Here is a 21,923-nt window from a genome sequence, read left to right on the forward strand (position 1 = left end):
TCTAAGTCGTCGTCCCATCACCATGTTTTGGCCGCAAACCCATCCCATATCGGAATCAGGGAAAGTAGCGGGGCGAACAGGGGCTGTCCGTCCGACCCGGTCGGGCGGCTATAGCTTCCAGGAGTCTAATGGTCATGGTAAAAGTTGCAGTGGGTCTGATGTCGGTGGCAGCGATGATCGCAGCCGTCCCGGCAATGGCCCATGGCCAGGTTATCGGCAATGATCTGGAACGCTGCGCCAGCAGCGGGAACGGCCCGGCCGTGCTGGTCGATGTGCGCGGCTTTGCGGCCGCGACCGGCAAGGTGCGCGTCCAGTCCTACCCCGCCACCAAATCGGCCTGGCTGACCAAGGGTGAATGGCTCAATCGGATCGACAGCCAGGTTCGCCCGGCCAATGGCGCGATGCGCTTTTGTATGCCGGTGCCGCAGCCGGGCAAATATGGCATTGCCGTGCGCCACGATCGCGACGGCAATGGCAAGACCGACATATCACGGGACGGCGGTGGTTTTTCCAACAACCCGTCGATCAGCATCTTCAACCTGGGCAAGCCTGGGGTTGAAAAGGCCGCTTTCTATGCCGGTCCCGGCGTGACGAAAATCACTATCACCCTCAAATATATGTGATCAAAAGCCATGGTCTGCGTCGCGCTCCTGTCCAATCCCAAATCCACGGGCAACCGCCAGACCCTGCCGCGCGTGCGCAGCTATTGCGCCAGCAACCCGGACATCTTCCATTATGAAGTGGAGCATGTCGATCAGATCGGCCGCGCGCTCCAGACGATCGCCCGTGTCGATCCCGTCGTCATCGTCATCAATGGCGGCGACGGCACGGTGCAGGCGGCGCTGACCGAACTGTATCAGGGCGAACATTTCAAAGGCCGGGTGCCGCCGATCGCAGTGCTGCCCAACGGCAAGACCAACCTGATCGCGCTCGACCTTGGCATCCATGGCGATCCGATCAAGGCGTTGGAGCGGATCGTCGCGCTGGCCAAGGCCGGCGTGGACGACCATGTCGTTGCGCGCGAACTGATCGCCCTGTCGGACGGCAAGGTCGGCAGTCGGCCAGTGCTGGGCATGTTTCTGGGCGGCGCGGGGCTGGCCGATTATATGCTCTATTGCCGCAACCAGATCTATCCGCTGGGCCTGTCCAATGGCCTTAGCCATTTCCTGACGGCGATGGCAGTGCTGGTCTCGCTGATCTTCGGCATCCGCGCGAAATTCCTGCCGCCGTCGAGCAAGCCGGTCAGCATCTCGCTGATTCGCGACGGGCAGTTGGCCGGGCGATTCTCCGTGCTGATCGTCACCACGCTGGAGCGGTTGCTGCTGGGCGTGCAGCCGGGCGACAGCCGTCGCGGCAACATGAAACTGATGGCAGTCGAGCAGAATTTGCCCGCCCTGCTGCGCCTGATCTTCGCGAGCATCTTCAAGCGGGTCGGCAAGAGTCAGATGCAGGGCATCCATCTGGAACAGGGCGACACCATCCGCATCGAGGGCAATCATAGCAGCGTCATTCTGGACGGCGAACTGTTCGAAGCGTCCGAGGGCAAGCCGATCGTGCTGCGTTCGACCAAGCCAGTGCCGTTCCTGCGGCTGGCGGCTTAAGCGCGGGATCTTGTCCCGACGATCCTTCTCCCTTGGGGGGAGAAGGATACGAAGCCTTACCGGTGCAACCGGTTAGGCGAAGTTGGATGAGGGGGATCGACGATGATCGTGTGCGTTTCCTTGAGGTCAGCACACCCTCTCCCAGCTGCGACTAAGGCAGCAAGCTGCCAAGTCTCCGCAGCCCTCTCCCTCAAGGGAGAGGGATAAGCCTCCCCCTCACCCCCGCAATTCCACCCAGGTCGGCGCATGGTCGCTGGCCTTCTCTCTGCCGCGAAAATCCTTGTCCACCTGCGCATCGACCAGCCGGTCGGCGGCAGCGGGGCTGAGCAGCAGATGGTCGATGCGGAAGCCCGCGTCGCGGGGCCAGGCGTTCATCTGATAATCCCAATAGGTCCACACCCCGCCCGCCGGATGGCGGCTGCGCAGCGCGTCGGTCCAGCCATCGGCCAGAAGGCGGCGATAGGCGGCGCGGCTTTCCGGCTGCATCAGCGCGTCACTGGCCATCGCCTTGACCGAATAGACGTCATTGTCGCGCGGGATGACATTATAGTCGCCCGCCAGAATCGCAGGCACTTCCTCCGCCCAGATTTCCGCCGCGCGGGCGCGCAGGCGCTTCATCCAGCGCAGCTTGTAATCGAATTTGGGGCCGGGCTGCGGATTGCCATTGGGCAGATAGATGCTGGCGACGCGCACACCCTTCACGTCCGCTTCCAGATAGCGGCTATGCTCATCCTCCGGCTCGCCATCCAGGCCGCGCCGCACTTCCACGGGGGTTTCGCCGCGCGCGAGGATGGCAACGCCGTTAAAGCCCTTCTGCCCGTGCCAGATCGCGCCATAGCCCGCCGCTTCGATATCCTTGGCCGGAAAGGTTTCGTCCGACGTCTTGATTTCCTGCAGGCAGGCAATGTCGGGCCGCGTTTCGTCCAGCCACTCCAGCAGGCGCGGCAGGCGCGCCTTGGTGCCGTTGATGTTGAAGGTGGCGATACGCATGGACGATTCTCCTCGTCCAAGTCCCTAATGGGAAGATCGGCTTTTGGCTATCAGACCGAGAAGCTGGTGCCGCAACCGCAACCGGCGGTGGCGTTGGGGTTGGTCACCTTGAACGCCGCGCCGCCCAGATCGGACACGAAATCCACCGCCGACCCGCGCACCAGGTCCAGGCTGACGTCATCGACCACCAGCGTCACGCCATCGCGCTCGACCGACAGATCGTCCGCCTCGATGCTGTCGGCCAGGCCGAAGCGATATTGGAAGCCCGAACAGCCGCCACCCTCCACCGCCAGCCGCAGGATCGCAGGCTTGCCCTGTTTGGCGGCGATCGCGGCGACACGGGCAGCGGCAGATGGGGTGAGATCAATATCTGTCATGGCACCCTAGATAGGGTCAAGCAAAAGGCACGGCAACCCTGACGCAATCTATCAGCCTGCCAATCAGCCCAAGCATGTACCGCACGCCTTAGAATCAGCGCGTTTTAACTTTCCAGCAAATAGTCTTGCGGAAGCTTCATCATTATATGGCCCATGCCATCTGCCATTACGATTGGAATCTGACGACTGCGTTCCACGGCCATCGTTACAATAGCCACAATTCGCCGTGTGTATCCGGACACGATCATGTGTCCAATTTTCATAGATGTAAAAGATTTCCGACACAGCCTGTTTAGTCGACGCTCTTTTCCTGCGCCTTGGTCGGGCCGCCCATGGCGATCGGCGGCTTGCTGTTCATCGCCACCAGATAATCGGGACCGGCGACGAAGGGCAGCGGGTTGATCGCGGCGCCGTCGACACGGACTTCATAATGAAGGTGGCTACCGGTCGAGCGACCGGTCGAGCCCATCAGGCCGATGATCTGGCCGCGCTTGACGAAGCTGTTGGCAGGCACGAGCAGCTTGGACATATGGCCGTAGCGCGTTTCCATGCCGCTGCCATGCGAGATCTGAACGAGGTTGCCATAGCCGCTGGCCCAGCCTGCGCGGTTGACGATGCCGTCGGCAGTGGCGTGGATCGGGGTGCCGATGGGGCCGGGAATATCGATCCCCTTATGCATCCGTGCGCCGCCGTTGAAGGGGTCAGACCGGACGCCGAAATTGGAGGTCAGCGACAGCTTTTCGACCGGGCGGCCCGACGGGATATAGGCCGCGGTCTTGGCATTGCCGTCAAGGCGCTGGAGGCTGGAGAAGAGGTTGGAGAAACCGACATCCTGCGGCCCCAGGGCGCTGGTGTTGATTTCCGACGCATCGCCATAGGGATCGTCTGTTTCGGTCGCATGGGCCGGGGCAGCGGCGCAGAGCGCGCCTGCAATGCCTAGTCCTGCAAAAATCTGTGTCGCCTTGACGGCAGAATGGAACAAACGCGCACCACGAGTATTGATCATATCAAGTTCAAACATGCCGACCCCGACTGTGTCACCGGAGGCTTATGCCCCTCGGCGCTTCCCGTGTTACTTTTTGGCGACCTGGATCGCCCCCGCAGTTACGCAGACTGCAAATCGCCGGTCATGTTGCAAGCGCGGCGTAAAATTCCCGCGTTAAACCGGCCTGTCGACGCGCTGAGTCGTTGAACGGAGGCTTAACCGAACCACGAAAATGCCTTTTCACAAGCATTTGGTAATGATTTGGGGCGGATAGGCCCAATCGGTTCGTCGCCGCCAGGAACCATGTCGTCCCGGCGGCCACATGGCGAATCTCATCCGCCATGATGCGGCGCAAAAATTTGGCGGAGGTGAAATCCCCTGCCCCCTCGAACCGTTCGACCGTCGCCGGGGTGATGTCGAGCGCGCGGGCTTCCAGCACCATCGGAACGATCGCCAGCCGGGCGAGAACGTCATGCGCGGTTTCCTCCGCCGCCTGCCACAGCCCGTCATGCGCGGGGAGCGCGCCATAATGGCTGCCGCACTGGCGCAGGCGCCGGTCGAGCAGGGCGAAGTGCATCGCTTCTTCCGCGCCGACTTGCATCCATTCATTCGTGAAGGCGGTGGGGAACTGATCGCCGAAGCGGCCGATCAGGTCGAAGGCCAGGTCGATCGCGACAAATTCGATATGGGCGAGCGCATGGAGCATCGCGATGCGGGACCGTTCCGACCCCATCTTGCCGCGCCGGGGCATTTGGCCCGGATGCAGCAATATCGGCGCGTCCGGGCGCGCTGGCTGGTCGGGCATCGTCCCATCGAACCGATGCGCCAGTCGGCCCAGCCGCCACGCCCGCGCCACCGCGCGCGCGGCCATGACCTTGGCATGGGGATCGGAGGTCAGCAGGACATCGCGGCACGCCGCGCCGACGCTATCGGGCAAGATCAAAGCGCCCTCGCCGCCTCCAGCACCTCGGCGGCATGGCCCTTGACCTTCACCTTGGGCCAGACCCGCGCGATGGCGCCGTCCGCGTCGATCAGGAAGCTTGCCCGCTCGATCCCCATATATTTGCGGCCATAGAGCGACTTTTCGACCCAGGTGCCGAACGCCTCGCAGGCGTCGCCCGGCTCGTCCGACGCCAGCGTGACGGTCAGGCCATATTTGTCGGCAAACTTCTTGAGCTTGGCGGGCTTGTCCTTCGACACGCCGACGACCGGCACGCCGATCGCGGCAAAGTCGCTGGCCAGTTCGGTAAAGTCCTTGGCCTCATTGGTGCAGCCGGGCGTATCCGCCTTGGGATAGAAATAGACCACCACCGGCTTGCCGCGATAGCGGGCCAGGGTGAAGTCCGCGTCATCGGCATCCTTGAGCGCGACGTCGGGCGCGCTGTCGCCTTGTACCAGCATCATTTGTCCTCCTGATAGGGCGCGGCGAGCGCGGCCCAAGCTTGGCCTATGCTTTGCCGCGCCTTGGCATAGCTTTCAAGCAGACTGTCCCAATGGCCAGCCCCGCAAGCCCGTGCGACCAGCGGACGGGTCGCTTCGGGCGGCTCTGTGGATGAAGGCGACACTAACCTGGACACAATCAGATAGCGTGTGATGAGGTCATGGGCGGCTATCAGGTCGGCGGGCAGATGGCCCGCCGCGACCAGCATCGCCAGCGCCTTGCCAAGATCGGGATCAAAGGCCATGCCGTAGCGGAATTGGGTGATGTGGATCAGGAATTCGAGGTCAACCAGACCGCCCGGCACCAGCTTGACGTCCAGGTCGCTGGCGGGCGGTTTGTGGGTGGCGATGTCGCTCCGCATCTTGACCGCTTCTTGCGACAGATCATTGATATCACGGTCTTTTTCCAGTGTTTCGGTCAGAATCGCGGCCAGCGCCGTGCGCGCTTGCGACGACCCGAATATCGGCCGCGCCCGTGTCAGCGCCAGATGCTCCCAGGCCCAGGCCTCTTCACGCTGATATTTGGCGAAACTGTCGAAGCTGACCGCCAGCAAGCCCTGCGCGCCGGATGGGCGGAGGCGCGTATCGACCTCATAGAGCGGACCGGACGCGGTATGCACCGACAAGGCATTGACGATGCGCTGCGCCAGCCGGTTGAAATATTGGGTCGCGCCCAGCGGCTTGGGTCCATCGGATTCGGCGCGGAAATCGCCGGTGAACAGGAAGATGACGTCCAGGTCCGACGCATGGGTCAGCACCCCGCCGCCCAGCCGCCCCAGCGCGAGGATGACGATCTCTCCACCCACCACCTTGCCGTGGGCAGTCTCAAACTCCGCGACCGTGCCAGCCGCCAGCGCCTCCATCGCGGCCTCCGCCACCCGACCATAGCCGCGCCCGGCCTCTAGCGGATCGCCACCCCGGATGATCTGCGCGCCCAGCGCGAAGCGGCGATCGCCCACGCGCTGGCGCACCCGGTCGAGCAAGGCCTGATAATCCTCGCCCGGCTCCAGCGCGGCGAGTTGCGTCACCAACACATCGACAGGCGGCGGCGGATCGAAGGCGGTGGCGTCGATCAGCCCGTCGATCAGCTCCGCCCGCCGCGCCAGCGCATCGGCCAGCGTCGGCGCATGACTCAATATCTCCGCCAGCAGCGCGACCAAAGCGGGCCGCGCGGCGAGCAGCTTGAAGAAATTGATCGCGCTGGGCAGCCGCCCGATCATATCGTCCAGCCGGTTGAGCGCGCGCGACGGATCGGGCGCGGTCGCCAGCGCGCGCATCAGGCCGGGCAGCAGGCTTTCCAGCGCCTCGCGCGAGGGACCGCTGCGCAGCGCGCGCACCTTTCCGCCACGCCAGTGGGCGATCCGCGCCAGCGCGGTTTGAGGATCGGCAAAACCCATCTCGGCCAGTTGCGCGGCCAACAGCGCCTCATCCTGCGACAGCGAGGCATCGTCCTTTTCCGGGCTGAGCCGGTCATAATTGCGCCCGACCCATTCGACCTGGGGCCGCAGCAGGTCGAGCAAAGCGTCGCCATCGGCCAGACCATGTAGCCGCGCGACATTGTCCATGGCGGCGGCCGATTTGGGCAGTTCATGGGTCTGCAAATCCTCGACCATCTGAAGCCGATGTTCGATCGTGCGGAACAGGATGTAAGCCTCGTCCAGCTGCGCCGCGACGTCAGGCTCGATCACGCCTGCCTGCGCCAGCGCGGCCAGCGCCTGCCGCGTATTGCCCGATCGCAGCGCCGGATCGCGCCCACCATGGATCAGCTGATGCACCTGCGCGAAAAATTCGACCTCGCGAATGCCGCCGCGCCCGCGCTTCAGGTCATAGCCCGGCCCGAACGCCTGCCCCTGCGCATAATGGTCGCGAATCCGGCGGCTGATATCGACGATCGCGTCGATCGCGCTGAAATCCAGATGTCGCCGCCAGACGAAGGGGCGAATCTGGCGCAGGAAATAGTCGCCCAGCGGCAAGTCGCCCGCCGCCGCGCGCGATCGGATGAAGGCGGCCTGCTCCCAGCCCAGCGCGGTCGATTCATAATAGCCAATCGCCGCCTCGACCGGCAGCGCGATCGGCGTGGCTTCGGGCGAGGGGCGCAGGCGCAGGTCGACGCGGAACACATAGCCGTCAGCATCACGGGCAGTCAGCAATTCGCTCATCCGCCGCCCGATTCGGACGGCGGCATCGGCAGGATCTTCGCGCGGCCCGTGCGGCAGGGTGGCCGGGTCGTAGAGCAGGATCGGGTCGATATCCGACGAATAATTAAGTTCGCGGCTGCCATGCTTGCCTAAAGCGAGCACGACGAAACCCTTATGTTCGGCGTCGGGATAGCGTTCGGCCATGGCGGCGGCCAGCGCCTCCTCCACCGCGCTATCGGCGAAGTCCGACAGGGTGCGCGTCACCCGGTCCAGTCCCCAGGCACCCGACAGGTCGGCCGCCGCCGTTACAAGCGCGATCCCCGTGCGCCGCCGCCGCAGCGACCGGGCGACGCCATCCTCCGGCCCGCCCAGCGCCTGCGCAACGGCCAGCGCCGCTTCCATATCGCCGGTCGCCAGCGCCTCCGCGACGTCCGGATAGCGATCCAGCGCGCGTGTCAGGAAGGGCGAATGGCCGCGTATCCGTGCCTGCGTTTCGGGCCAGTCCGTCACCATCGTCTCTCCCCTTGCGGCGGGCGTGCTTTGGGGCGCTATCGCTTGGGCTTGCGACGAACGCCAGAAACTTTTGCTTGCGCCGTCCGTTCTTACTGACATGGAAATGCAGCGCAAATCTTCCGGCCGATCGGCACCGGGTCGCCAAGGCGACGACGGGCGGATCGTGACCGTCGCGCTCCCCCTGCCCTATGAGGGCGTGGGCAATGCGCTGCGTTCCACTTATGCGCCCCCGCGTGACGCATTGCCCGACGACATGACCGCAATGCTGGCCCGGCTGGATAAATTAGGCCAAGTAAAGGGCTGATCACCCGCAGCTTTTTGTTTACCCATTCTGACTATTGTTGGCCAAGCCGTCGGCCAGCAAGAAGTTCAAGCCATGATATATCGCAATTTTGCTATCTGTACGCTGGTCGTCGCACCGCTGATCGTGCTGGCGGTCCAGAACATTATGCCAAAGCCGCCGGAATCCGCGCCTGTGCAGGGCAATATCGCGGATGCCCCGCCGCCGGTCGCCGTTCCTGTGGCACCCCCCGTCGCCCCGCCACCTGCAGACGCAAGCGCGCCCGGTTTCGGTCAGCCGATGCCGCAAGCGGGCCAGCCGATGCTGGCCCCCGGCGCTGGCCTGCCCGAAACGACGGTCGCGCCGACGGTCGAAACCGATCAGATGACTACGCCGGACACAGCCGCGCCCGGATCGCCCAACGCGGAATAAGCGTCAGACCGATCCCTTGAACGTATCGCATTGGGCGGGATCGCCGGTCGACAGCCCCTTGCGCAGCCAGGCCATGCGCTGGGCGCTGCTACCATGGGTGAAGCTTTCGGGCACGGGCCGCCGCCCCGCCGCCTTTTGCAGCGTATCGTCGCCAATCGCCTCCGCTGCGCGCATCCCTTCTTCCAGGTCGCCCGCTTCCATCAAATTGGTATCCCGCGCCGCCCAGACACCGGCATAGCAGTCCGCCTGCAATTCCATCTGCACCTGCAGCGCATTGCCCTCGGCTTCCGATGCGCTCTGCTGCGCCTTGCGAATCCGGTCCGCCTGCCCCGTGATCGTCTGGATATGATGGCCCACCTCATGGGCGATGATATAGCCGATCGGGAAATCGCCCGGCGCGTTGAAGCGGCTCTCCATTTCGTTGAAGAAATCGGTGTCGATATAGATGCGCTGGTCGGCCGGGCAGTAGAACGGACCCATCGCCGCCTGCGCCGCGCCGCAGCCCGACTGGCCGTTCTGGCTGTAGAATACCAGCGTTGGTGGCGGATATTGCTCGCCCGACGCCTTGAATATCTCGTCCCAGCGGCGCTCGGTCGATCCCAGCACCTTGAGCGACGTGCGCTGAATGTCGGTCAGTTCGGTCGTCGCAGGGCGCTGCGTCTGGACCGGCTGGCCGCCGCCACCGCCCCCGCCAATCAGGCTAAGCGGATTGATGCCCATCACCACCATGATGATCAGCGCCACGACAATGCCGCCGCAGCCGAACCTGCTGCCGATCAGCGGCAGGAGCATTCCGAGGCCGCCGCCAAAGCCGCCACCGCCGCCACCCCGGCCGTCCTGCACCTCGAAATGGCTGCTTTCCTGTTCGTCGTCGAGACGCATGACGCCCTCCCTGTTTAGGCTTCTGCCTACCCGATTCACGGAATGCTGCAAACCGCCGGGATGGGCAGAGGGTTGCGGACAAAGCAAATTTTATCTGGCGACATAAAGTTGGATTGCGGTCGGCAAAGACTATATTGCACCGCATCATGGATAATCAGCCCAAGCCCCTCCGCCGCGCCCGCACGCCTTTGCCCCTGCCCCGCGAAGTCGCGCTCCTGCTCCAGGGGGGGGGCGCGCTTGGCTCCTTCCAATCGGGCGTCTATGAGCGGCTGGACGAACTGGGGGTCGATGTCAGCTGGGTTGCGGGCATTTCGATCGGCGCAGTCAATGCCGCGATCATCGCGGGCAACCCGCCGCACAGGCGGATCAGCCGCCTCAAGAAATTCTGGTACACCGTGTCCGGCGGGATGCCCAATGTGCTGCTGCCCGACATCGACCATATACGCGAGATCGCGCATCTGGCCGCCGCCGGCACGGTCGCGACCTTCGGCGTGCCGGGCATGTTCCGCCCCCGCCTGTGGCCCGCGACGATGATGCCCGAAGGATCATCCGGCGCGATCAGCTTTTACGACAGCGCGCCGCTGAAGGACACGCTGGACGCCTGTATCGACTGGGATCTGCTGAACGACGGGCCAGTGCGGCTGTCGGTCGGCGCGGTCGATGTGGAGACCGGTAATTTCGCCTATTGGGACACGCGCGGGCCGGGCGGCAATACCCGGATCGACGCGCGCCACATCATGGCGTCGGGCGCGCTGCCGCCTGGCCTGCCGCCGGTCGAGATTGACGGGCGCTGGTATTGGGATGGCGGCATCGTGTCCAACACCCCGCTGGCCCATGTGCTGGACCATCAGACCGAAGATATGCTGGTGTTTCAGGTCGACCTGTTCCCCGCCGAAGGGCCGATGCCACGCCAGATGACCGACGTCTATTCGCGCGCGAAGGATATTCAGTATAGCAGCCGCACCCGGCAGGTGACCGACCAATATCTGCGCCTGCGCCGCGAACATGGGGCGATCTGCGCGCTGCTCGACAAGCTGCCGCCCGAATTGCGCAACGAACCGGAGGCCCAGAAACTGCGCGACATTCTCGATGGCGGTTCGATCAACATCGTTCACCTGATCTATCGCAGCCGGAACTGGGAAAGCGGGGCGAAGGACTTTGAATTTTCCCGCGCCACGATGCTGGACCATTGGAGCCAGGGCCGCGACGCAGTGGAAGAAGTGATGCACAAGGGCGACCTGATCGCCCGCAACATATTGGACGGCAAGAGCGCGACCTTCGACCTCGACGCGCCCGATCATCTCAAGGAGAAAAAGGCATGAGCAAGGCTTTTGCGGGCAAGACAGCCCTGATCACCGGTTCGACCTCCGGCATTGGCCTGGCCTATGCCAAGGCGCTGGCGGGCGAAGGCGCGAATGTCGTCATCAACGGCTTTGGCGACAAGGATGCGATCGAGCAGGAGCGGCTGGGGCTGGAGGCGCTGAGCGGCGCGAAGGCGCTCTATAGCGGGCATGACCTGACCAAGCAGGACCAGATCGAGTCGATGATGGCGGAGGCAGCGGCTGCCTTTGAGGGGGTCGATATCCTGATCAACAATGCCGGGATGCAGCATGTCGCGCCGGTCGAGGATTTTCCGGTCGACAAATGGAACCTGATCATCGCGCTGAACCTCACCAGCGCGTTCCACACGACGCGGCTGGCGGTCCCCTATATGAAGGGCAAGAAATGGGGCCGGATCATCCAGACCGCCAGCGCCCATTCACTGACCGCCTCTCCGTTCAAAAGCGCCTATGTGACGGCCAAACATGGCCTGGCCGGTTTTACCAAGACGGTGGCGCTGGAAGTCGCGACCTTCGGCATCACCGCCAACTGCATTTCGCCCGGCTATGTCTGGACTCCGCTCGTTGAAAACCAGATTCCCGACACGATGAAGGCGCGTGGCATGACCCGCGAGCAGGTGATGAATGACGTGCTGCTGGCGGGCCAGCCGACCAAGCAGTTCGTGACGGTCGAACAGGTCGCGGCGATGGCGATGTTCCTGTGCAGCGACGCCGCCGCCAACATCACTGGCGCGAATATGAGCATCGACGGAGGATGGACGGCGCAGTGACGCGCCGCCCCTTTTAAGGTCAGGCCGCAGTCGGCTGCAGCAGGCGCAGGACCGATTGCAGGCCATCCTCGCTCGCCGTCGCCAGCGGCAGGGGGCGATCGGGCAGGCCGTCATGCTGGCTGTTGAGGAACAGGATCGCGGCGGGCGCGCCCAGTTTCTCGATCACGATGCGGGTGACGCGACCCTGCCGTTCGGCTTCTGCCGGAGACAGGCGCACCGCATTATGCGGAATGAAGCGGCGGCCCGGCGATGTGCGGTTGGTGGCTGGCGCTGGCTGAACAGGGATATCGGTCGTCATCGTTCAGCTTTTCAGCGTCACGATGCCGACCGGGCCGGGCTTGGTCGACGGGTTGGACGCATTGGCCTTGGGCGGCTTTTCCGCCTTGGGCTTGCGCGTCTCGCGGCTCGATTTCTTCTGACTTTTGGCCATGATCTGGGTCTTTCAGTTCGCGGGAGTCGACGGCTGTTGCGCAGCGTTCAATGCGGCTTCGGCATCCTCTTCGGCACGGAATTCGGCGGCGATCGCTTCGTCCTCCGTTTCCACCGTGCGGGTTGCGCGGCGGCGTTCGGCGCTGGCGGCGAGCTTTGCTTCGCGGCCCCAGGCGTTGGCGGCCGCAACCGCGACGCGGCGGGCGTTGGGCAGGGTTTCGGACAATGAACGGGCGTGATGGATCGACTGCTGAGCAAGGCAGAAGGCGGATGTCTGGGCCATGGAGCAGGCTCCTTTGCACGAGGAAATCGAGATATCGGGGCGACAGGAGGCGCTTCGTCGGACGCGCGCGGGTCAGTCATGTCGCAAGGGGGGCGGACGATCATGTGGCCGCGCAGTGCGGCGGATCGTTCCTTTCACATGTGAAATAGGTTGGATCGCATGAGTTTACAAGGGCCGGTGCTTTTTCATCGCCCGCCACGCTCCCCCCTTTAACAGGCGTAGAATCCCCTTATGCTGCGGGCAACCAAGGGAGACTTCATCATGCGCCATGCGCTCACGGCCATATTGGCCGCCGCCAGCCTGTCGTCCATCGCTACCGCCCAGACCGAACCGACGGCTCCAGCCCCCGCACCGGCTGCGCCGCCGCAAAGCGCGATCGGCGCGACGATCGCGAAGGATATGGACGGGCTGATGACGCTCTACCGCGATCTTCACGCCAATCCCGAACTGTCGGAGCAGGAGGTAAACACCGCCGCCAAGCTGGCCAAGCGCCTGAAAGCGATGAAGTTTGACGTGACCGAGAAAGTCGGCGGCACCGGCGTCGTCGCGGTGATGAAGAACGGGTCCGGTCCGGTGCTGCTGATCCGCGCCGATATGGACGGCTTGCCGGTGGTGGAGCAGACCGGCCTGCCCTTCGCATCGAAGGTGCGGACCAAGACCCCCGAAGGCGTGGAGACCGGCGTGATGCACGCCTGCGGCCATGACACGCACATGACCGCCTTCATCGAAACCGCGAAGCTGCTGGCGGCGGCGAAGGACGATTGGAAAGGCACGCTGGTGATGATCCTCCAGCCCGCCGAAGAGGTCGGACGCGGCGCGCGGCTGATGCTGGAGGATGGGCTTTATACCCGTTTCCCCAAGCCCACCCACGCCATCGCCTTTCACGACGCGGCCAATCTGGAAGCGGGGAAGATCGGCTATACGCCCGGCTATGCGCTGGCCAATGTCGACAGCGTGGACATAGTGGTGCGGGGCGTCGGCGGCCATGGCGCCTATCCGCAAACGACCAAGGACCCGATCGTGCTGGGATCGCGGATCGTGGGCGCGCTTCAGACTTTGGTGAGCCGGGAGCAGGAACCGTCCGACCCGGCGGTCGTGACGGTGGGCAGTTTTCAGGGCGGGGCCAAGCATAATATCATCCCCGACGAGGCGAAATTGCTGCTGACGATCCGCAGCTATTCGGACGAGACGCGGGCGAAGCTGATCGAGGGGATCAAGCGGATTTCGCGCGGCGAGGCGATTGCGGCAGGGGTGCCGGACGACCGGATGCCGGTGGTGACGGTGAAGGACGAATTTACGCCCTCCACCTATAATCCACCCGAATTTGCCGAACAGATGGCAGGCGTGCTGAAAGCCCATTTCCCGCAAGACCAGGTGGTCAAGACCCCGGCGGTGATGGGCGGCGAGGATTTCGGCCGCTTCTATCGCGCGGACAAGAGCATCAACAGTTTCATCTTCTGGGTCGGCGGCGTGCCGGCTGACAAGATGGCGGCAGCTCAGGCGGGACAGACAACGCTCCCCTCCCTCCACAGCCCCTTCTGGGCGCCGCAAGCCGACAAGGTAATCGGGTCGGCCAGCGAGGCGATGACGGTGCTGGCGCTGGATATATTGAAGAAGGAGTAGGATGCGCCGCCTAGCTCGGCCGATGCCCCTTGCGCCATTTGGTCCACAGGTGCCGGGCGAGCATCAGCGGAGGCATACGCAACCAGTGGGAGCGCAGGAAGAAGGCGAATATCAGCGCCTTGCGGGTCTCGCGGCCCCAGCCGTCGCGCGCCAGCAACCGGGCGCGGATCAGCCGGTCCCATAAAGTCAGGCGCGCGCCGGGGCTGTAGAGCGCGGCGGCGAGGCGTCGGGCTTGCTGGACATGGGGCAGCAAACCGTGCCGGGCGGCACGGGCTATCACTATGTCCGGGTCAGTGTCGGCCAGCAGATGATGGATGTCCCACAGGTTGCGCAGGCCGCCCTGCAAATCGCCATCGGCCAGCATATGGGCGACGGCGTGGACGACGCGATCTTCGGACGAGAGGACGTACAAGCCATCACCCAAAGGCACAGCGTCAGCGATCATCGCGGCGGCGTCCGGGGTCTGGCGCGCGGTCAGCGGCAATATCGTGTGATGCACGTCGATCATCCGGTCGCGCGTGGCGTGGATCATCGGCGGGAGTTCGTGCATCCATTGGCGATAATAGGCGTCGTCATAGGGATCATCCTTCACCCATTCCCAGCCTGCTGCGATCAGCGCCTGTTCGACCGCCGCCATCGCCTCCACCGGGACGAGGATGTCGAGATCGCCGATGAAACGGCCCTGCCCGGCCTTCAGCCCGGCGGCGGCATAGGCGGTGCCTTTGAGCAGCACGACGCGCACGCCCAACGCCCCAAGCGCCTGTGCCGCGCGGTCGGCTTCCCATAGCGCCTGCCGCGCTTCGCGGGCGGCGTCGGCCCGCGCGTCGGACAGGATCGGCATGACCGCTGGTGGCACGGCGACGTCGGCCAGGCGAAAGGCCAGCGTCCCGATCAGCCGTTCGGCGCGGGCAGCTGCGATCAGGCCGTTCCAGCCCGATGCGTCCAGCCCGGCAACGGACGCGGGATCGCGTAGCGTCCGCACCAGCAAGGCAGCGCTCATGTCCTCTCCTCCCACAGCCGTTCGACCATGGCGATGGCCTCCTCACCCGTGGGGAAGTCAATGGCGCGTGCGGGAACATGCTGGACGAAACGGGTCAGCGCGGCGAAGCCCGGTTCGCCCAGCGCGACATAATTGGTCGACGCCTGGGTCAGGCGCATGAAGATTTCCGCCTGGCGGACGGCACGCATATCGGCGGCGTGGCCGAAGCGGGGAAAGAGCAGCAGCGCGGGCATCGCCCCCTTCCCCATACGCGCGACCGCGTCACGGCGGGGGACCATGTGGCGAATATCGCCCTTGGCAGTGGCCGCAAGCAGCGGTCCCATGCGGGCCTCCCCGACTTCGCCCGCCACCACGTCGATCGCGCGATTCTTCAGGCTGACGAGGCGGGGAAAGGGCAGGATCGCGCCGCTGTCGAGGTCCAGCAAGGCAAATTCATCACCCATGAAGCGCCAGCCGCGTTCGCCAAGCAGCGCAGCCAGGGTCGATTTGCCGGAGCCTGACTCGCCAGTCATCACCAGCACGCGGCCATCCTTCTCCACACTCGACGCATGGAGCAGCAAATGCCGCCGCCAGCCCAGCGCCATTTGCAGGTTCATCCCCATTTCCGCCGCCAGCAGGCCATGGGACAGGCTCATCGGTGCAGCGTCTGCCAGGCCATGGTCGCCAGTGATGAAGATGGACGGGCGGATGAAGCGGCGCACAAGGCTGGTCGGCTGGAGCCGGACAGTGAAATCGGCGATCGCGTCGATCGGCTGCGGATAGGCGGCGTAGAGGCGGGCAAGCTCTGCGATCGGCGCGGGCCAGGCAGAGCCGATGCGGAAGGTCGCAGGACCAATGCGCAGGGTCAGGCTCTGCCTCATGCCGGGCGCACCAGACCGAGCGCCACCAGCGCGTCGAGATGCACGGCGATTTCGCGCATGGCATCGTCCGGCACGCCAAGGTCGAAGCTGCGCGTCAGCCGGTCGTGAATCTGCGCCACGCTGGCGGGGGCGCCGTCGGCCAGTTGATCGAGAATTTCGGGGACCGGGCTGATCACCATATGGGTCTGGCCCGACCGGGGATGATAGAGCAGCACGATATCGTCGAGCGCGCAGGCGGTCACCGCGTCCGCCCCGTCCCGCCGATAGAGTTTCGTTGCTGTCACTATCGCCACCTCGCACCGTCCGCCCTGCCCTAACGCAGAGGGGTAGCCAAGTGCCTAACGTGGCATCTGGAGCGAGGCGTAGCAGGTGAAGCCGCTGGTGCCCGACTGGAGGCGGCGGATATAGTTGAGATAGGCCTGGTTCTGCTGATAGCTGGTGCCGGGCAGCGGGCGGCCACGCAGCGCCTGCTTGACCTGTTCTCCGGTGAAAGGGCGGCCAGTGCCGGGGAAGGCACCGGGCGTCCCGGCGGGAACGAGCTGGCCATTGGGGGCGATCAGATTGCCCGCCCGGCTGGCGTCCGGCACGGGTATCGTGCAGTTGAGGACCGAGGCAGCGGTGTTCGCCAGCGCCGGGCGGATCGACACGATCGCGGAGGCAGCCGCTGCGCCGCCCATCAGCAGCTGGCGACGCGACGGCACGGCCAGATCGGGCGTATCGGCCTGCGCAGCCGCTTCGGGCTGCTGGTCATCATCCTGTCCGGTCATCGGCTCGCTCATCTGATCCTGATCCGCTATCGGGCTTGCCAAAGCGTCATGATTGCACGCTATTGGGTCTGACATCGCAGCAAATACGCGACAAATCCAGTGCGGTAACCATGAATCGACTCAGTCTTTCCCAGATCATCGCGTCCTTCGCCGTCCTCTTGCTCAGCACGGGCGCTGCCTTGATGATGGGCGCATCCCCCTTTGCCATCGCGCTGCCGGTGTTGGCCGGGGTGATCGTCCTGGCCATCACGGCGGATGCCGGGACGCCGCCGCCCGATGTGCCGGACGTGGCGATGGATGAGCCGGACCTGATCGACCATCCCGATTTCGCCAGCCTGCTGGAGGGGATTTCCGATCCGCTGATGCTGGTGGAGCGCGGGCGGATTGCGCGCGCCAACCGGGCGGCGCAGCGCCTGCTGGGCGCGCATATCGAGGGGGACGATGCACGCATCGCCATCCGCCACCCTGCCGCCGCTGAACGGCTGGCGAGCCTGGCCCCGCTGGCCGAACCGTTCATGATCGAACTGGTGGGGCTGGGAACGCGCGAGCAGCGGTGGCAGATGCGGGTCGCGCCGGTCGGTGCAGTGGCCGACATGCGCCGCCTGGTGCATCTGGTCGACCATAGCGGCACCCATGCCGCCGAGCGGATGCGGGTCGATTTCGTCGCCAATGCCAGCCACGAATTGCGCACGCCGCTGGCCGGGATATTGGGCTTTATCGAAACGCTGGCCGACCCGGAACTCGGCAAGGATGACGAGACGCGGCAGCGCTTCCTGAAGATCATGGATGGCGAGGCGCGGCGGATGCAGCGGCTGGTCGATGATCTCATCTCCCTTTCGCGGATCGAGGCGGAGAAATATCGCGCGCCGGACGCATCGGTCGATCTGGGCGAACTGGTCGCCGAAGCGGTCAATGTGTTCCGCTCCAGCCATGGCGAACGGGGCCGCGAGGTGGAGATGGAGGTCTCGCCGGGGCGGCAGGCGGTGCAGGGCGACCGGGCGCAGCTGTCGCAACTGCTGCACAATCTGATCGGCAATTCGGTGAAATATGGCCGCCCCGGCACGCCGATCCGGGTGACGCTGTCGGAGGGAGGCAGCCGCATGTGCCGCCTGTCCGTGGCCGACGAAGGCGAAGGGATTGGCCCGGATCATCTGCCGCGCCTGACCGAACGATTCTATCGCGTCGATTCGGGACGCAGCCGGGCGATGGGCGGCACCGGACTGGGCCTCGCGATCGTCAAACATATTGTCGAGCGGCATCGCGGACGGCTGGACGTGGCGAGCGTGCTGGGCAAAGGGACGACCGTGACCGTCTTGCTGCCGCTGATGCATGAGGCGGACGGCGGGCAGGTTTGACCAAAATGGCGGTCCTGTCATCATCGCCTTTTGCCATGTCATCAAACTGCAACCTGAATGTCACAATGCCGCGATGGAGCGGCCCTATAGCGCCGGTCAAAGGGGGGCGGCGAACAGCGAATCGCGGCCTTGCATGATGGAGGTTCCCGTGAATAAATTCACCTTGTTCGCCGCAACGGCGTTGAGCGTTGTTTCCCTTTCCGCCTGTGGCGACCAGAGCGGCAGCGGCGGTGCGGGCCAGACCCGTGATCAGATCCGCGCGGTCGGTTCGTCCACTGTCTATCCCTTCGCCACGGCGGTTGCCGAACTGTTCGTGCAGGGCAATCCCGGCATGAAATCGCCGATCATCGAATCGACCGGCACTGGCGGCGGCATGAAGCTGTTTTGTGCAGGCGTGGGCGCGCAGCATCCCGACATCGCCAACGCATCGCGCCGGATGAAGAAGTCCGAATTTGATATGTGCGCGGCCAATGGCGTCAAGGACATCATCGAAGTGCAGGTCGGCGTCGACGGCCTGGCCTTTGCCGAAGCCAAGAATGGCCCCGGCTACAAGCTGACCCCCAAGATCGTGTATGAGGCGCTGGCCGCCAATCCCTATGGCAAGGGTCCGAACAAGGCGGAGACGTGGAAGGATGTCGACCCCACCCTGCCCGCCATCGCGATTTCCGTCTTTGGCCCGCCTTCGACCAGCGGCACGCGCGATTCGCTGGCTGAGCTGATCCTGGAAAAGGGCTGCCAGTCCGATCCGGCGATGAAGGAATTGAAGGACAAGAACGAGGACGAATATAAGGCGACCTGCACCCGCGTTCGCGAGGACGGCAAATATGTCGATTCGGGCGAGAATGACAATCTGATCGTGCAGAAGCTGGGCGCCAATCCGAACGCAGTCGGCGTGTTCGGCTACAGCTTCCTGGAAGAGAATAAGGATACGCTCAAGGACGTGCCGATCAACGGCGTCGAGGCGACCTATGAGACCGTGTCGACCGGCCAATATCCCGGTGCGCGTCCGCTCTACATCTATGTGAAGAAGGCGCATATCGCCGCCATTCCGGGCTTGCAGGGCTTCCTCAACGCCTTTGCCGCCAACTGGTCGCCCGACGGAGCGCTGACCAAGCGCGGCATGGTCGCGGCACCTGAAGATGTGCGCAAGGCCAGTGCCGAAACGGTCAAGGCGCTGACCGTGCTTGACGGCTCCAAGCTGAAGTAAGGGCCATAATGACCGGTCCCGCACTTTTCCTGCTGCTCGCTGGCCTGGGCGCTATCGCCTGGGTCAGCGCCCGCGCCCGCGCGCTGCGTTTGCAGATAGTGGCGCGGGCGACCGGGCGGCGCGATGCCGTCCACTCGCTGCCGGGCTATCATGGCTGGTATGTGGCGTTGTGGACGATCGCGCCGGCCATCCTGTTCCTAGCGGTCTGGGCCAATATCGTGCCCGGTCTGGTGACGCAGGCGGTGCTGGCCGATCCGGCGGCACAAAGCCTGCCGATGGACGATTTCTACCGCTCCGCCATATTGGGCGAGGCGCGGTCGATCGCGACGGGCGCGCAGGCCGGGGCGTTCAACCCGCTGGCGCAGGGACTGGTCGAGCCGTATCGCGCCGCGATCAACAAATATGGCGTCGCGGGCGCAGTGCTGGCGATCGTGCTGGCCTTTGCCGGCGGCGCCTATGCCTTCACCCGCGTCCGCCCCGATTTCCGGGCGCGCACACGGGTCGAGCGGCTGGTGATGGCGACGCTGCTGATCGCGTCGCTGCTGGCGATCGTGACCACGGTGGGCATCGTCGCCTCCCTGCTGTGGGAAAGTTTCCGCTTCTTCTCCATGGTCAATCCTCTGGACTTCCTGTTCGGCACCAAATGGTCGCCACAGTCAGCCGCGATGGGCTATGGCAATGAGGATGCGTTCGGCGCGGTGCCGCTCTTCTGGGGCACCATCTTCATCGGCGCGATCATCGCCATGGTCGTCGCGATCCCGCTGGGCCTGATGAGCGCCATTTACCTGACCCAATATGCCCAGCCGGTCGTGCGCAAATGGATGAAGCCGACGCTGGAGATGCTCGCGGGCGTGCCGACGGTGGTCTATGGCTATTTCGCGGCGCTCACCATTGCCCCGGCGCTCCGCGACTTTGCGGTGATGATCGGCATCCATGGCGCTTCGTCGGAAAGCGCGCTGGCGGCGGGTCTGGTGATGGGCGTGATGATCATTCCCTTCGTCTCCTCCATGGCCGACGACAGCATCGCCGCCGTGCCGCAATCGATGCGCGACGGCAGCCTGGCGATGGGCGCAACCACCAGCGAGACGATCCGCAAGGTGTTGATCCCCGCCGCTTTGCCCGGTGTGGTCGGCGGCGTGTTGCTGGCGGTCAGCCGCGCCATCGGCGAGACGATGATCGTGGTGATGGCCGCTGGTCTGGCCGCGAACCTGACGCTCAATCCCTTTGCCAGCGTGACCACGGTGACCACCCAGATCGTCCAGCTGCTGACCGGCGACCAGGAATTTGACAGCGCCAAGACGCTGGCGGCCTTTGCACTGGGACTGGTGCTGTTCGTCGTCACGTTGCTGCTCAACATCGTGGCCCTGCGGGTCGTGAAGAAATATCGCGAGGCTTACGAATGACACCCACTCGCAACCCCACCGACTGGAAGTCGGACGAAATGCGCAAGCGGATTGCGCGGCGCTATGCGGCGGAGCGGCGGTTCAAATTCGCCGGGCTGTTTGCAGTGGCGCTGTCTGCCGCCTTCCTGGCCTTCCTGCTGTTCACGATGATGGGCAACGGGCTGCGCGGCTTCACCCGGACGGAGATTGCGCTTCAGATCGATTTCCCGGCCTCGCCGCTGCTGCTCGATCCGGCCAATATCACCGACGCGGCGCTGGCCAATGCCAACCTGCCGATGGTGACGGGGCAGGTCGCCAAGGAAGCACTGGGCGCGGATGCCGATGCCTTGCTGTCATCGACCGCCTGGATCAGCATCCGTGACGCCATCAAGGCCGACCCCGCAATATTGGGGCGGACAGTGACGATCCGCGTCCCGGCCTCCACCACCATCGACCTCGCCGCCAAGCATGAAGGCGCGCCGGAAGCGGAAGCGGCGGTCGAACGGCTGCGCAAGGCAGGCCTGCTGACCACCGGTTTCAACTGGAGCTTCCTGACCGCAAGCGACGGCACCGATCCGACCCAGGTCGGCATCTGGGGCGCGTTCAAGGGATCGTTGTTGACGATGCTGGTGACGCTGGCGCTCAGCTTCCCGGTCGGTGTGGCGACCGCCCTCTATCTGGAGGAATATGCGCCCAAGGCGTGGTGGACCGACATTATCGAAGTGTCGATCAACAATCTGGCTGCCGTCCCCTCCATCATCTTCGGCCTGCTGGGCCTGTCGATCTTCCTGAACTTCCTGCACCTGCCGCGATCGGCAGCGCTGATCGGCGGCATGACGCTGGCGCTGATGACGATGCCCGTCATCGTCATTGCAGGGCGCAACGCGATCAAGTCGGTGCCGCCCAGCATCCGCGACGCGGCGCTCGGCATTGGCGCTTCGCCGGTCCAGGTGGTGTTCCATCATGTGCTGCCGCTCGCCCTGCCCGGCATCCTCACCGGCACGATCATCGGCATGGCGCGCGCGCTGGGCGAGACGGCGCCGCTGCTGATGATCGGGATGCGGGCCTTCATTGCGACGCCGCCGGGCGGGATCAGCGATCCGGCGACGGTGTTGCCGGTACAGATTTTCCTGTGGTCCGATGAAGTCTCCAGGGGCTTTGTCGAAAAGACGTCGGCCGCGATCATCGTGCTGCTGGCCTTCCTCCTCGCGATGAATGGTCTGGCCATCTATCTGCGCAACAAGTTTGAAACACGGTGGTAAACGCACC

Annotated in this window: 25 protein-coding genes; 11 read left to right on the forward strand and 14 right to left on the reverse strand. The window is 64.6% G+C overall.

Annotated elements, in window-relative coordinates; all coding sequences use genetic code 11:
- Positions 1-128 precede the first annotated feature (128 nt).
- On the forward strand, positions 129-623 hold the full coding sequence (locus tag Q0D44_RS11925; RefSeq protein WP_294136819.1) for a DUF2141 domain-containing protein: 495 nt from the start codon (positions 129-131) through the stop codon (positions 621-623).
- Between the two features lie 9 nt (positions 624-632).
- Positions 633-1,601, forward strand: a complete 969-nt coding sequence (locus Q0D44_RS11930) for a diacylglycerol kinase family protein (RefSeq protein WP_294136820.1) — start codon at positions 633-635, stop codon at positions 1,599-1,601.
- A 216-nt stretch (positions 1,602-1,817) separates the two neighbouring features.
- On the opposite strand, the gene xth is transcribed toward Q0D44_RS11930, so the two are convergent.
- The 6 genes from xth to Q0D44_RS11960 all read right to left on the reverse strand — a co-directional run bounded on the left by xth (position 1,818) and on the right by Q0D44_RS11960 (position 8,044).
- Entirely contained in the window at positions 1,818-2,591 is a 774-nt protein-coding gene (xth, locus tag Q0D44_RS11935) for an exodeoxyribonuclease III (protein ID WP_294136821.1), read from the reverse strand.
- A gap of 50 nt (positions 2,592-2,641) precedes the next feature.
- Entirely contained in the window at positions 2,642-2,968 is a 327-nt protein-coding gene (erpA, locus tag Q0D44_RS11940) for an iron-sulfur cluster insertion protein ErpA (protein WP_217673353.1), read from the reverse strand.
- Between the two features lie 292 nt (positions 2,969-3,260).
- Positions 3,261-3,974: a M23 family metallopeptidase gene (locus Q0D44_RS11945; protein ID WP_294136822.1), complete on the reverse strand. Its 714-nt coding sequence runs from the start codon at positions 3,972-3,974 to the stop codon at positions 3,261-3,263.
- A 121-nt stretch (positions 3,975-4,095) separates the two neighbouring features.
- Positions 4,096-4,896, reverse strand: coding sequence for a ferritin-like domain-containing protein (locus Q0D44_RS11950; RefSeq protein ID WP_294136823.1), 801 nt, complete (start codon positions 4,894-4,896; stop codon positions 4,096-4,098).
- Positions 4,893-5,354: a thioredoxin-dependent thiol peroxidase gene (bcp, locus tag Q0D44_RS11955; protein ID WP_294136909.1), complete on the reverse strand. Its 462-nt coding sequence runs from the start codon at positions 5,352-5,354 to the stop codon at positions 4,893-4,895. The genes Q0D44_RS11950 and bcp overlap by 4 nt, the downstream gene beginning before the upstream one ends.
- On the reverse strand, positions 5,354-8,044 hold the full coding sequence (locus tag Q0D44_RS11960; RefSeq protein WP_294136824.1) for a bifunctional [glutamine synthetase] adenylyltransferase/[glutamine synthetase]-adenylyl-L-tyrosine phosphorylase: 2,691 nt from the start codon (positions 8,042-8,044) through the stop codon (positions 5,354-5,356). Before Q0D44_RS11960 ends, bcp begins: the two co-directional genes overlap by 1 nt.
- Before the next feature lie 103 nt (positions 8,045-8,147).
- On the opposite strand from Q0D44_RS11960, the gene Q0D44_RS11965 reads away from it, so the two are divergent.
- Positions 8,148-8,348: a hypothetical protein gene (locus Q0D44_RS11965; protein WP_294136825.1), complete on the forward strand. Its 201-nt coding sequence runs from the start codon at positions 8,148-8,150 to the stop codon at positions 8,346-8,348.
- Between the two features lie 72 nt (positions 8,349-8,420).
- Entirely contained in the window at positions 8,421-8,756 is a 336-nt protein-coding gene (locus tag Q0D44_RS11970; protein ID WP_294136826.1) for a hypothetical protein, read from the forward strand.
- A gap of 3 nt (positions 8,757-8,759) precedes the next feature.
- Here Q0D44_RS11970 and Q0D44_RS11975 read toward each other — a convergent pair whose 3' ends face one another.
- On the reverse strand, positions 8,760-9,638 hold the full coding sequence (locus tag Q0D44_RS11975; protein WP_294136827.1) for a neutral zinc metallopeptidase: 879 nt from the start codon (positions 9,636-9,638) through the stop codon (positions 8,760-8,762).
- A gap of 146 nt (positions 9,639-9,784) precedes the next feature.
- Between Q0D44_RS11975 and Q0D44_RS11980 the strand changes: the two genes are divergently transcribed.
- Positions 9,785-10,960 carry a DUF3734 domain-containing protein gene (locus Q0D44_RS11980; RefSeq protein ID WP_294136828.1) on the forward strand — a complete coding sequence of 392 codons (1,176 nt, stop codon included), beginning with the start codon at positions 9,785-9,787 and terminating at the stop codon, positions 10,958-10,960.
- On the forward strand, positions 10,957-11,748 hold the full coding sequence (locus Q0D44_RS11985; protein WP_294136829.1) for a 3-hydroxybutyrate dehydrogenase: 792 nt from the start codon (positions 10,957-10,959) through the stop codon (positions 11,746-11,748). Before Q0D44_RS11980 ends, Q0D44_RS11985 begins: the two co-directional genes overlap by 4 nt.
- A 19-nt stretch (positions 11,749-11,767) precedes the next feature.
- On the opposite strand, the gene Q0D44_RS11990 is transcribed toward Q0D44_RS11985, so the two are convergent.
- The 3 genes from Q0D44_RS11990 to Q0D44_RS12000 are packed head-to-tail and all read right to left on the reverse strand — an operon-like array spanning position 11,768 to position 12,460.
- Positions 11,768-12,046, reverse strand: coding sequence for a hypothetical protein (locus tag Q0D44_RS11990; RefSeq protein WP_294136830.1), 279 nt, complete (start codon positions 12,044-12,046; stop codon positions 11,768-11,770).
- Between the two features lie 3 nt (positions 12,047-12,049).
- Positions 12,050-12,178, reverse strand: a complete 129-nt coding sequence (locus tag Q0D44_RS11995; RefSeq protein WP_275402215.1) for a hypothetical protein — start codon at positions 12,176-12,178, stop codon at positions 12,050-12,052.
- A 12-nt stretch (positions 12,179-12,190) separates the two neighbouring features.
- The gene (locus Q0D44_RS12000) at positions 12,191-12,460 is read right to left on the reverse strand and encodes a hypothetical protein (RefSeq protein ID WP_294136831.1); all 270 of its coding nucleotides are present in this window, start codon (positions 12,458-12,460) and stop codon (positions 12,191-12,193) included.
- A gap of 261 nt (positions 12,461-12,721) precedes the next feature.
- On the opposite strand from Q0D44_RS12000, the gene Q0D44_RS12005 reads away from it, so the two are divergent.
- Positions 12,722-14,083, forward strand: coding sequence for an amidohydrolase (locus Q0D44_RS12005; RefSeq protein WP_294136832.1), 1,362 nt, complete (start codon positions 12,722-12,724; stop codon positions 14,081-14,083).
- Between the two features lie 10 nt (positions 14,084-14,093).
- On the opposite strand, the gene Q0D44_RS12010 is transcribed toward Q0D44_RS12005, so the two are convergent.
- Genes Q0D44_RS12010 through Q0D44_RS12025 form a run of 4 tightly spaced genes read right to left on the reverse strand, consistent with a single transcriptional unit; the run spans position 14,094 to position 16,722 of the window.
- Positions 14,094-15,083: a nucleotidyltransferase family protein gene (locus Q0D44_RS12010; RefSeq protein WP_294136833.1), complete on the reverse strand. Its 990-nt coding sequence runs from the start codon at positions 15,081-15,083 to the stop codon at positions 14,094-14,096.
- The gene (locus tag Q0D44_RS12015) at positions 15,080-15,943 is read right to left on the reverse strand and encodes an HprK-related kinase A (RefSeq protein WP_294136834.1); all 864 of its coding nucleotides are present in this window, start codon (positions 15,941-15,943) and stop codon (positions 15,080-15,082) included. The genes Q0D44_RS12010 and Q0D44_RS12015 overlap by 4 nt, the downstream gene beginning before the upstream one ends.
- The gene (locus Q0D44_RS12020) at positions 15,940-16,227 is read right to left on the reverse strand and encodes an HPr-rel-A system PqqD family peptide chaperone (RefSeq protein ID WP_294136835.1); all 288 of its coding nucleotides are present in this window, start codon (positions 16,225-16,227) and stop codon (positions 15,940-15,942) included. Before Q0D44_RS12020 ends, Q0D44_RS12015 begins: the two co-directional genes overlap by 4 nt.
- Before the next feature lie 54 nt (positions 16,228-16,281).
- The gene (locus tag Q0D44_RS12025) at positions 16,282-16,722 is read right to left on the reverse strand and encodes a hypothetical protein (protein WP_294136836.1); all 441 of its coding nucleotides are present in this window, start codon (positions 16,720-16,722) and stop codon (positions 16,282-16,284) included.
- Between the two features lie 98 nt (positions 16,723-16,820).
- Here Q0D44_RS12025 and Q0D44_RS12030 point away from each other — a divergent pair, with 98 nt between their 5' ends.
- From Q0D44_RS12030 to pstA, 4 genes are all read left to right on the forward strand, one after another.
- Positions 16,821-18,065 (forward strand): ATP-binding protein, encoded by a 1,245-nt coding sequence (locus Q0D44_RS12030; RefSeq protein WP_294136837.1) that lies wholly within the window; start codon positions 16,821-16,823, stop codon positions 18,063-18,065.
- Positions 18,066-18,201: 136 nt separating this feature from the next.
- Positions 18,202-19,272, forward strand: a complete 1,071-nt coding sequence (locus Q0D44_RS12035) for a substrate-binding domain-containing protein (protein WP_294136910.1) — start codon at positions 18,202-18,204, stop codon at positions 19,270-19,272.
- An 8-nt stretch (positions 19,273-19,280) separates the two neighbouring features.
- Positions 19,281-20,675, forward strand: coding sequence for a phosphate ABC transporter permease subunit PstC (pstC, locus tag Q0D44_RS12040; RefSeq protein WP_294136838.1), 1,395 nt, complete (start codon positions 19,281-19,283; stop codon positions 20,673-20,675).
- Entirely contained in the window at positions 20,672-21,916 is a 1,245-nt protein-coding gene (gene pstA, locus Q0D44_RS12045) for a phosphate ABC transporter permease PstA (RefSeq protein ID WP_294136839.1), read from the forward strand. The genes pstC and pstA overlap by 4 nt, the downstream gene beginning before the upstream one ends.
- Positions 21,917-21,923: the final 7 nt, after the last annotated feature.

The organism is Sphingobium sp. (assembly GCA_023266575.1).
Classification (GTDB): domain Bacteria; phylum Pseudomonadota; class Alphaproteobacteria; order Sphingomonadales; family Sphingomonadaceae; genus Sphingobium.

Bases quoted from the DNA above. Each gene is read 5' to 3' on its own strand.
- Q0D44_RS12015 (WP_294136834.1), bottom strand. From the start codon at position 15,943: ATGAGGCAGAGCCTGACCCTGCGCATTGGTCCTGCGACCTTCCGCATC.
- Q0D44_RS11970 (WP_294136826.1), top strand. From the start codon at position 8,421: ATGATATATCGCAATTTTGCTATCTGTACGCTGGTCGTCGCACCGCTG.
- Q0D44_RS11930 (WP_294136820.1), top strand. From the start codon at position 633: ATGGTCTGCGTCGCGCTCCTGTCCAATCCCAAATCCACGGGCAACCGC.
- Q0D44_RS11960 (WP_294136824.1), bottom strand. From the start codon at position 8,044: ATGGTGACGGACTGGCCCGAAACGCAGGCACGGATACGCGGCCATTCG.
- Q0D44_RS11985 (WP_294136829.1), top strand. From the start codon at position 10,957: ATGAGCAAGGCTTTTGCGGGCAAGACAGCCCTGATCACCGGTTCGACC.
- Q0D44_RS11945 (WP_294136822.1), bottom strand. From the start codon at position 3,974: ATGATCAATACTCGTGGTGCGCGTTTGTTCCATTCTGCCGTCAAGGCG.
- Q0D44_RS11975 (WP_294136827.1), bottom strand. From the start codon at position 9,638: ATGCGTCTCGACGACGAACAGGAAAGCAGCCATTTCGAGGTGCAGGAC.
- pstC (WP_294136838.1), top strand. From the start codon at position 19,281: ATGACCGGTCCCGCACTTTTCCTGCTGCTCGCTGGCCTGGGCGCTATC.
- Q0D44_RS12030 (WP_294136837.1), top strand. From the start codon at position 16,821: ATGAATCGACTCAGTCTTTCCCAGATCATCGCGTCCTTCGCCGTCCTC.
- Q0D44_RS11965 (WP_294136825.1), top strand. From the start codon at position 8,148: ATGCAGCGCAAATCTTCCGGCCGATCGGCACCGGGTCGCCAAGGCGAC.
- Q0D44_RS11925 (WP_294136819.1), top strand. From the start codon at position 129: ATGGTCATGGTAAAAGTTGCAGTGGGTCTGATGTCGGTGGCAGCGATG.
- Q0D44_RS11995 (WP_275402215.1), bottom strand. From the start codon at position 12,178: ATGGCCAAAAGTCAGAAGAAATCGAGCCGCGAGACGCGCAAGCCCAAG.
- Q0D44_RS12035 (WP_294136910.1), top strand. From the start codon at position 18,202: ATGGAGGTTCCCGTGAATAAATTCACCTTGTTCGCCGCAACGGCGTTG.
- Q0D44_RS11980 (WP_294136828.1), top strand. From the start codon at position 9,785: ATGGATAATCAGCCCAAGCCCCTCCGCCGCGCCCGCACGCCTTTGCCC.
- Q0D44_RS12010 (WP_294136833.1), bottom strand. From the start codon at position 15,083: ATGAGCGCTGCCTTGCTGGTGCGGACGCTACGCGATCCCGCGTCCGTT.
- erpA (WP_217673353.1), bottom strand. From the start codon at position 2,968: ATGACAGATATTGATCTCACCCCATCTGCCGCTGCCCGTGTCGCCGCG.
- pstA (WP_294136839.1), top strand. From the start codon at position 20,672: ATGACACCCACTCGCAACCCCACCGACTGGAAGTCGGACGAAATGCGC.
- Q0D44_RS11990 (WP_294136830.1), bottom strand. From the start codon at position 12,046: ATGACGACCGATATCCCTGTTCAGCCAGCGCCAGCCACCAACCGCACA.
- xth (WP_294136821.1), bottom strand. From the start codon at position 2,591: ATGCGTATCGCCACCTTCAACATCAACGGCACCAAGGCGCGCCTGCCG.
- Q0D44_RS12000 (WP_294136831.1), bottom strand. From the start codon at position 12,460: ATGGCCCAGACATCCGCCTTCTGCCTTGCTCAGCAGTCGATCCATCAC.
- Q0D44_RS12025 (WP_294136836.1), bottom strand. From the start codon at position 16,722: ATGAGCGAGCCGATGACCGGACAGGATGATGACCAGCAGCCCGAAGCG.
- Q0D44_RS12005 (WP_294136832.1), top strand. From the start codon at position 12,722: ATGCGCCATGCGCTCACGGCCATATTGGCCGCCGCCAGCCTGTCGTCC.
- bcp (WP_294136909.1), bottom strand. From the start codon at position 5,354: ATGCTGGTACAAGGCGACAGCGCGCCCGACGTCGCGCTCAAGGATGCC.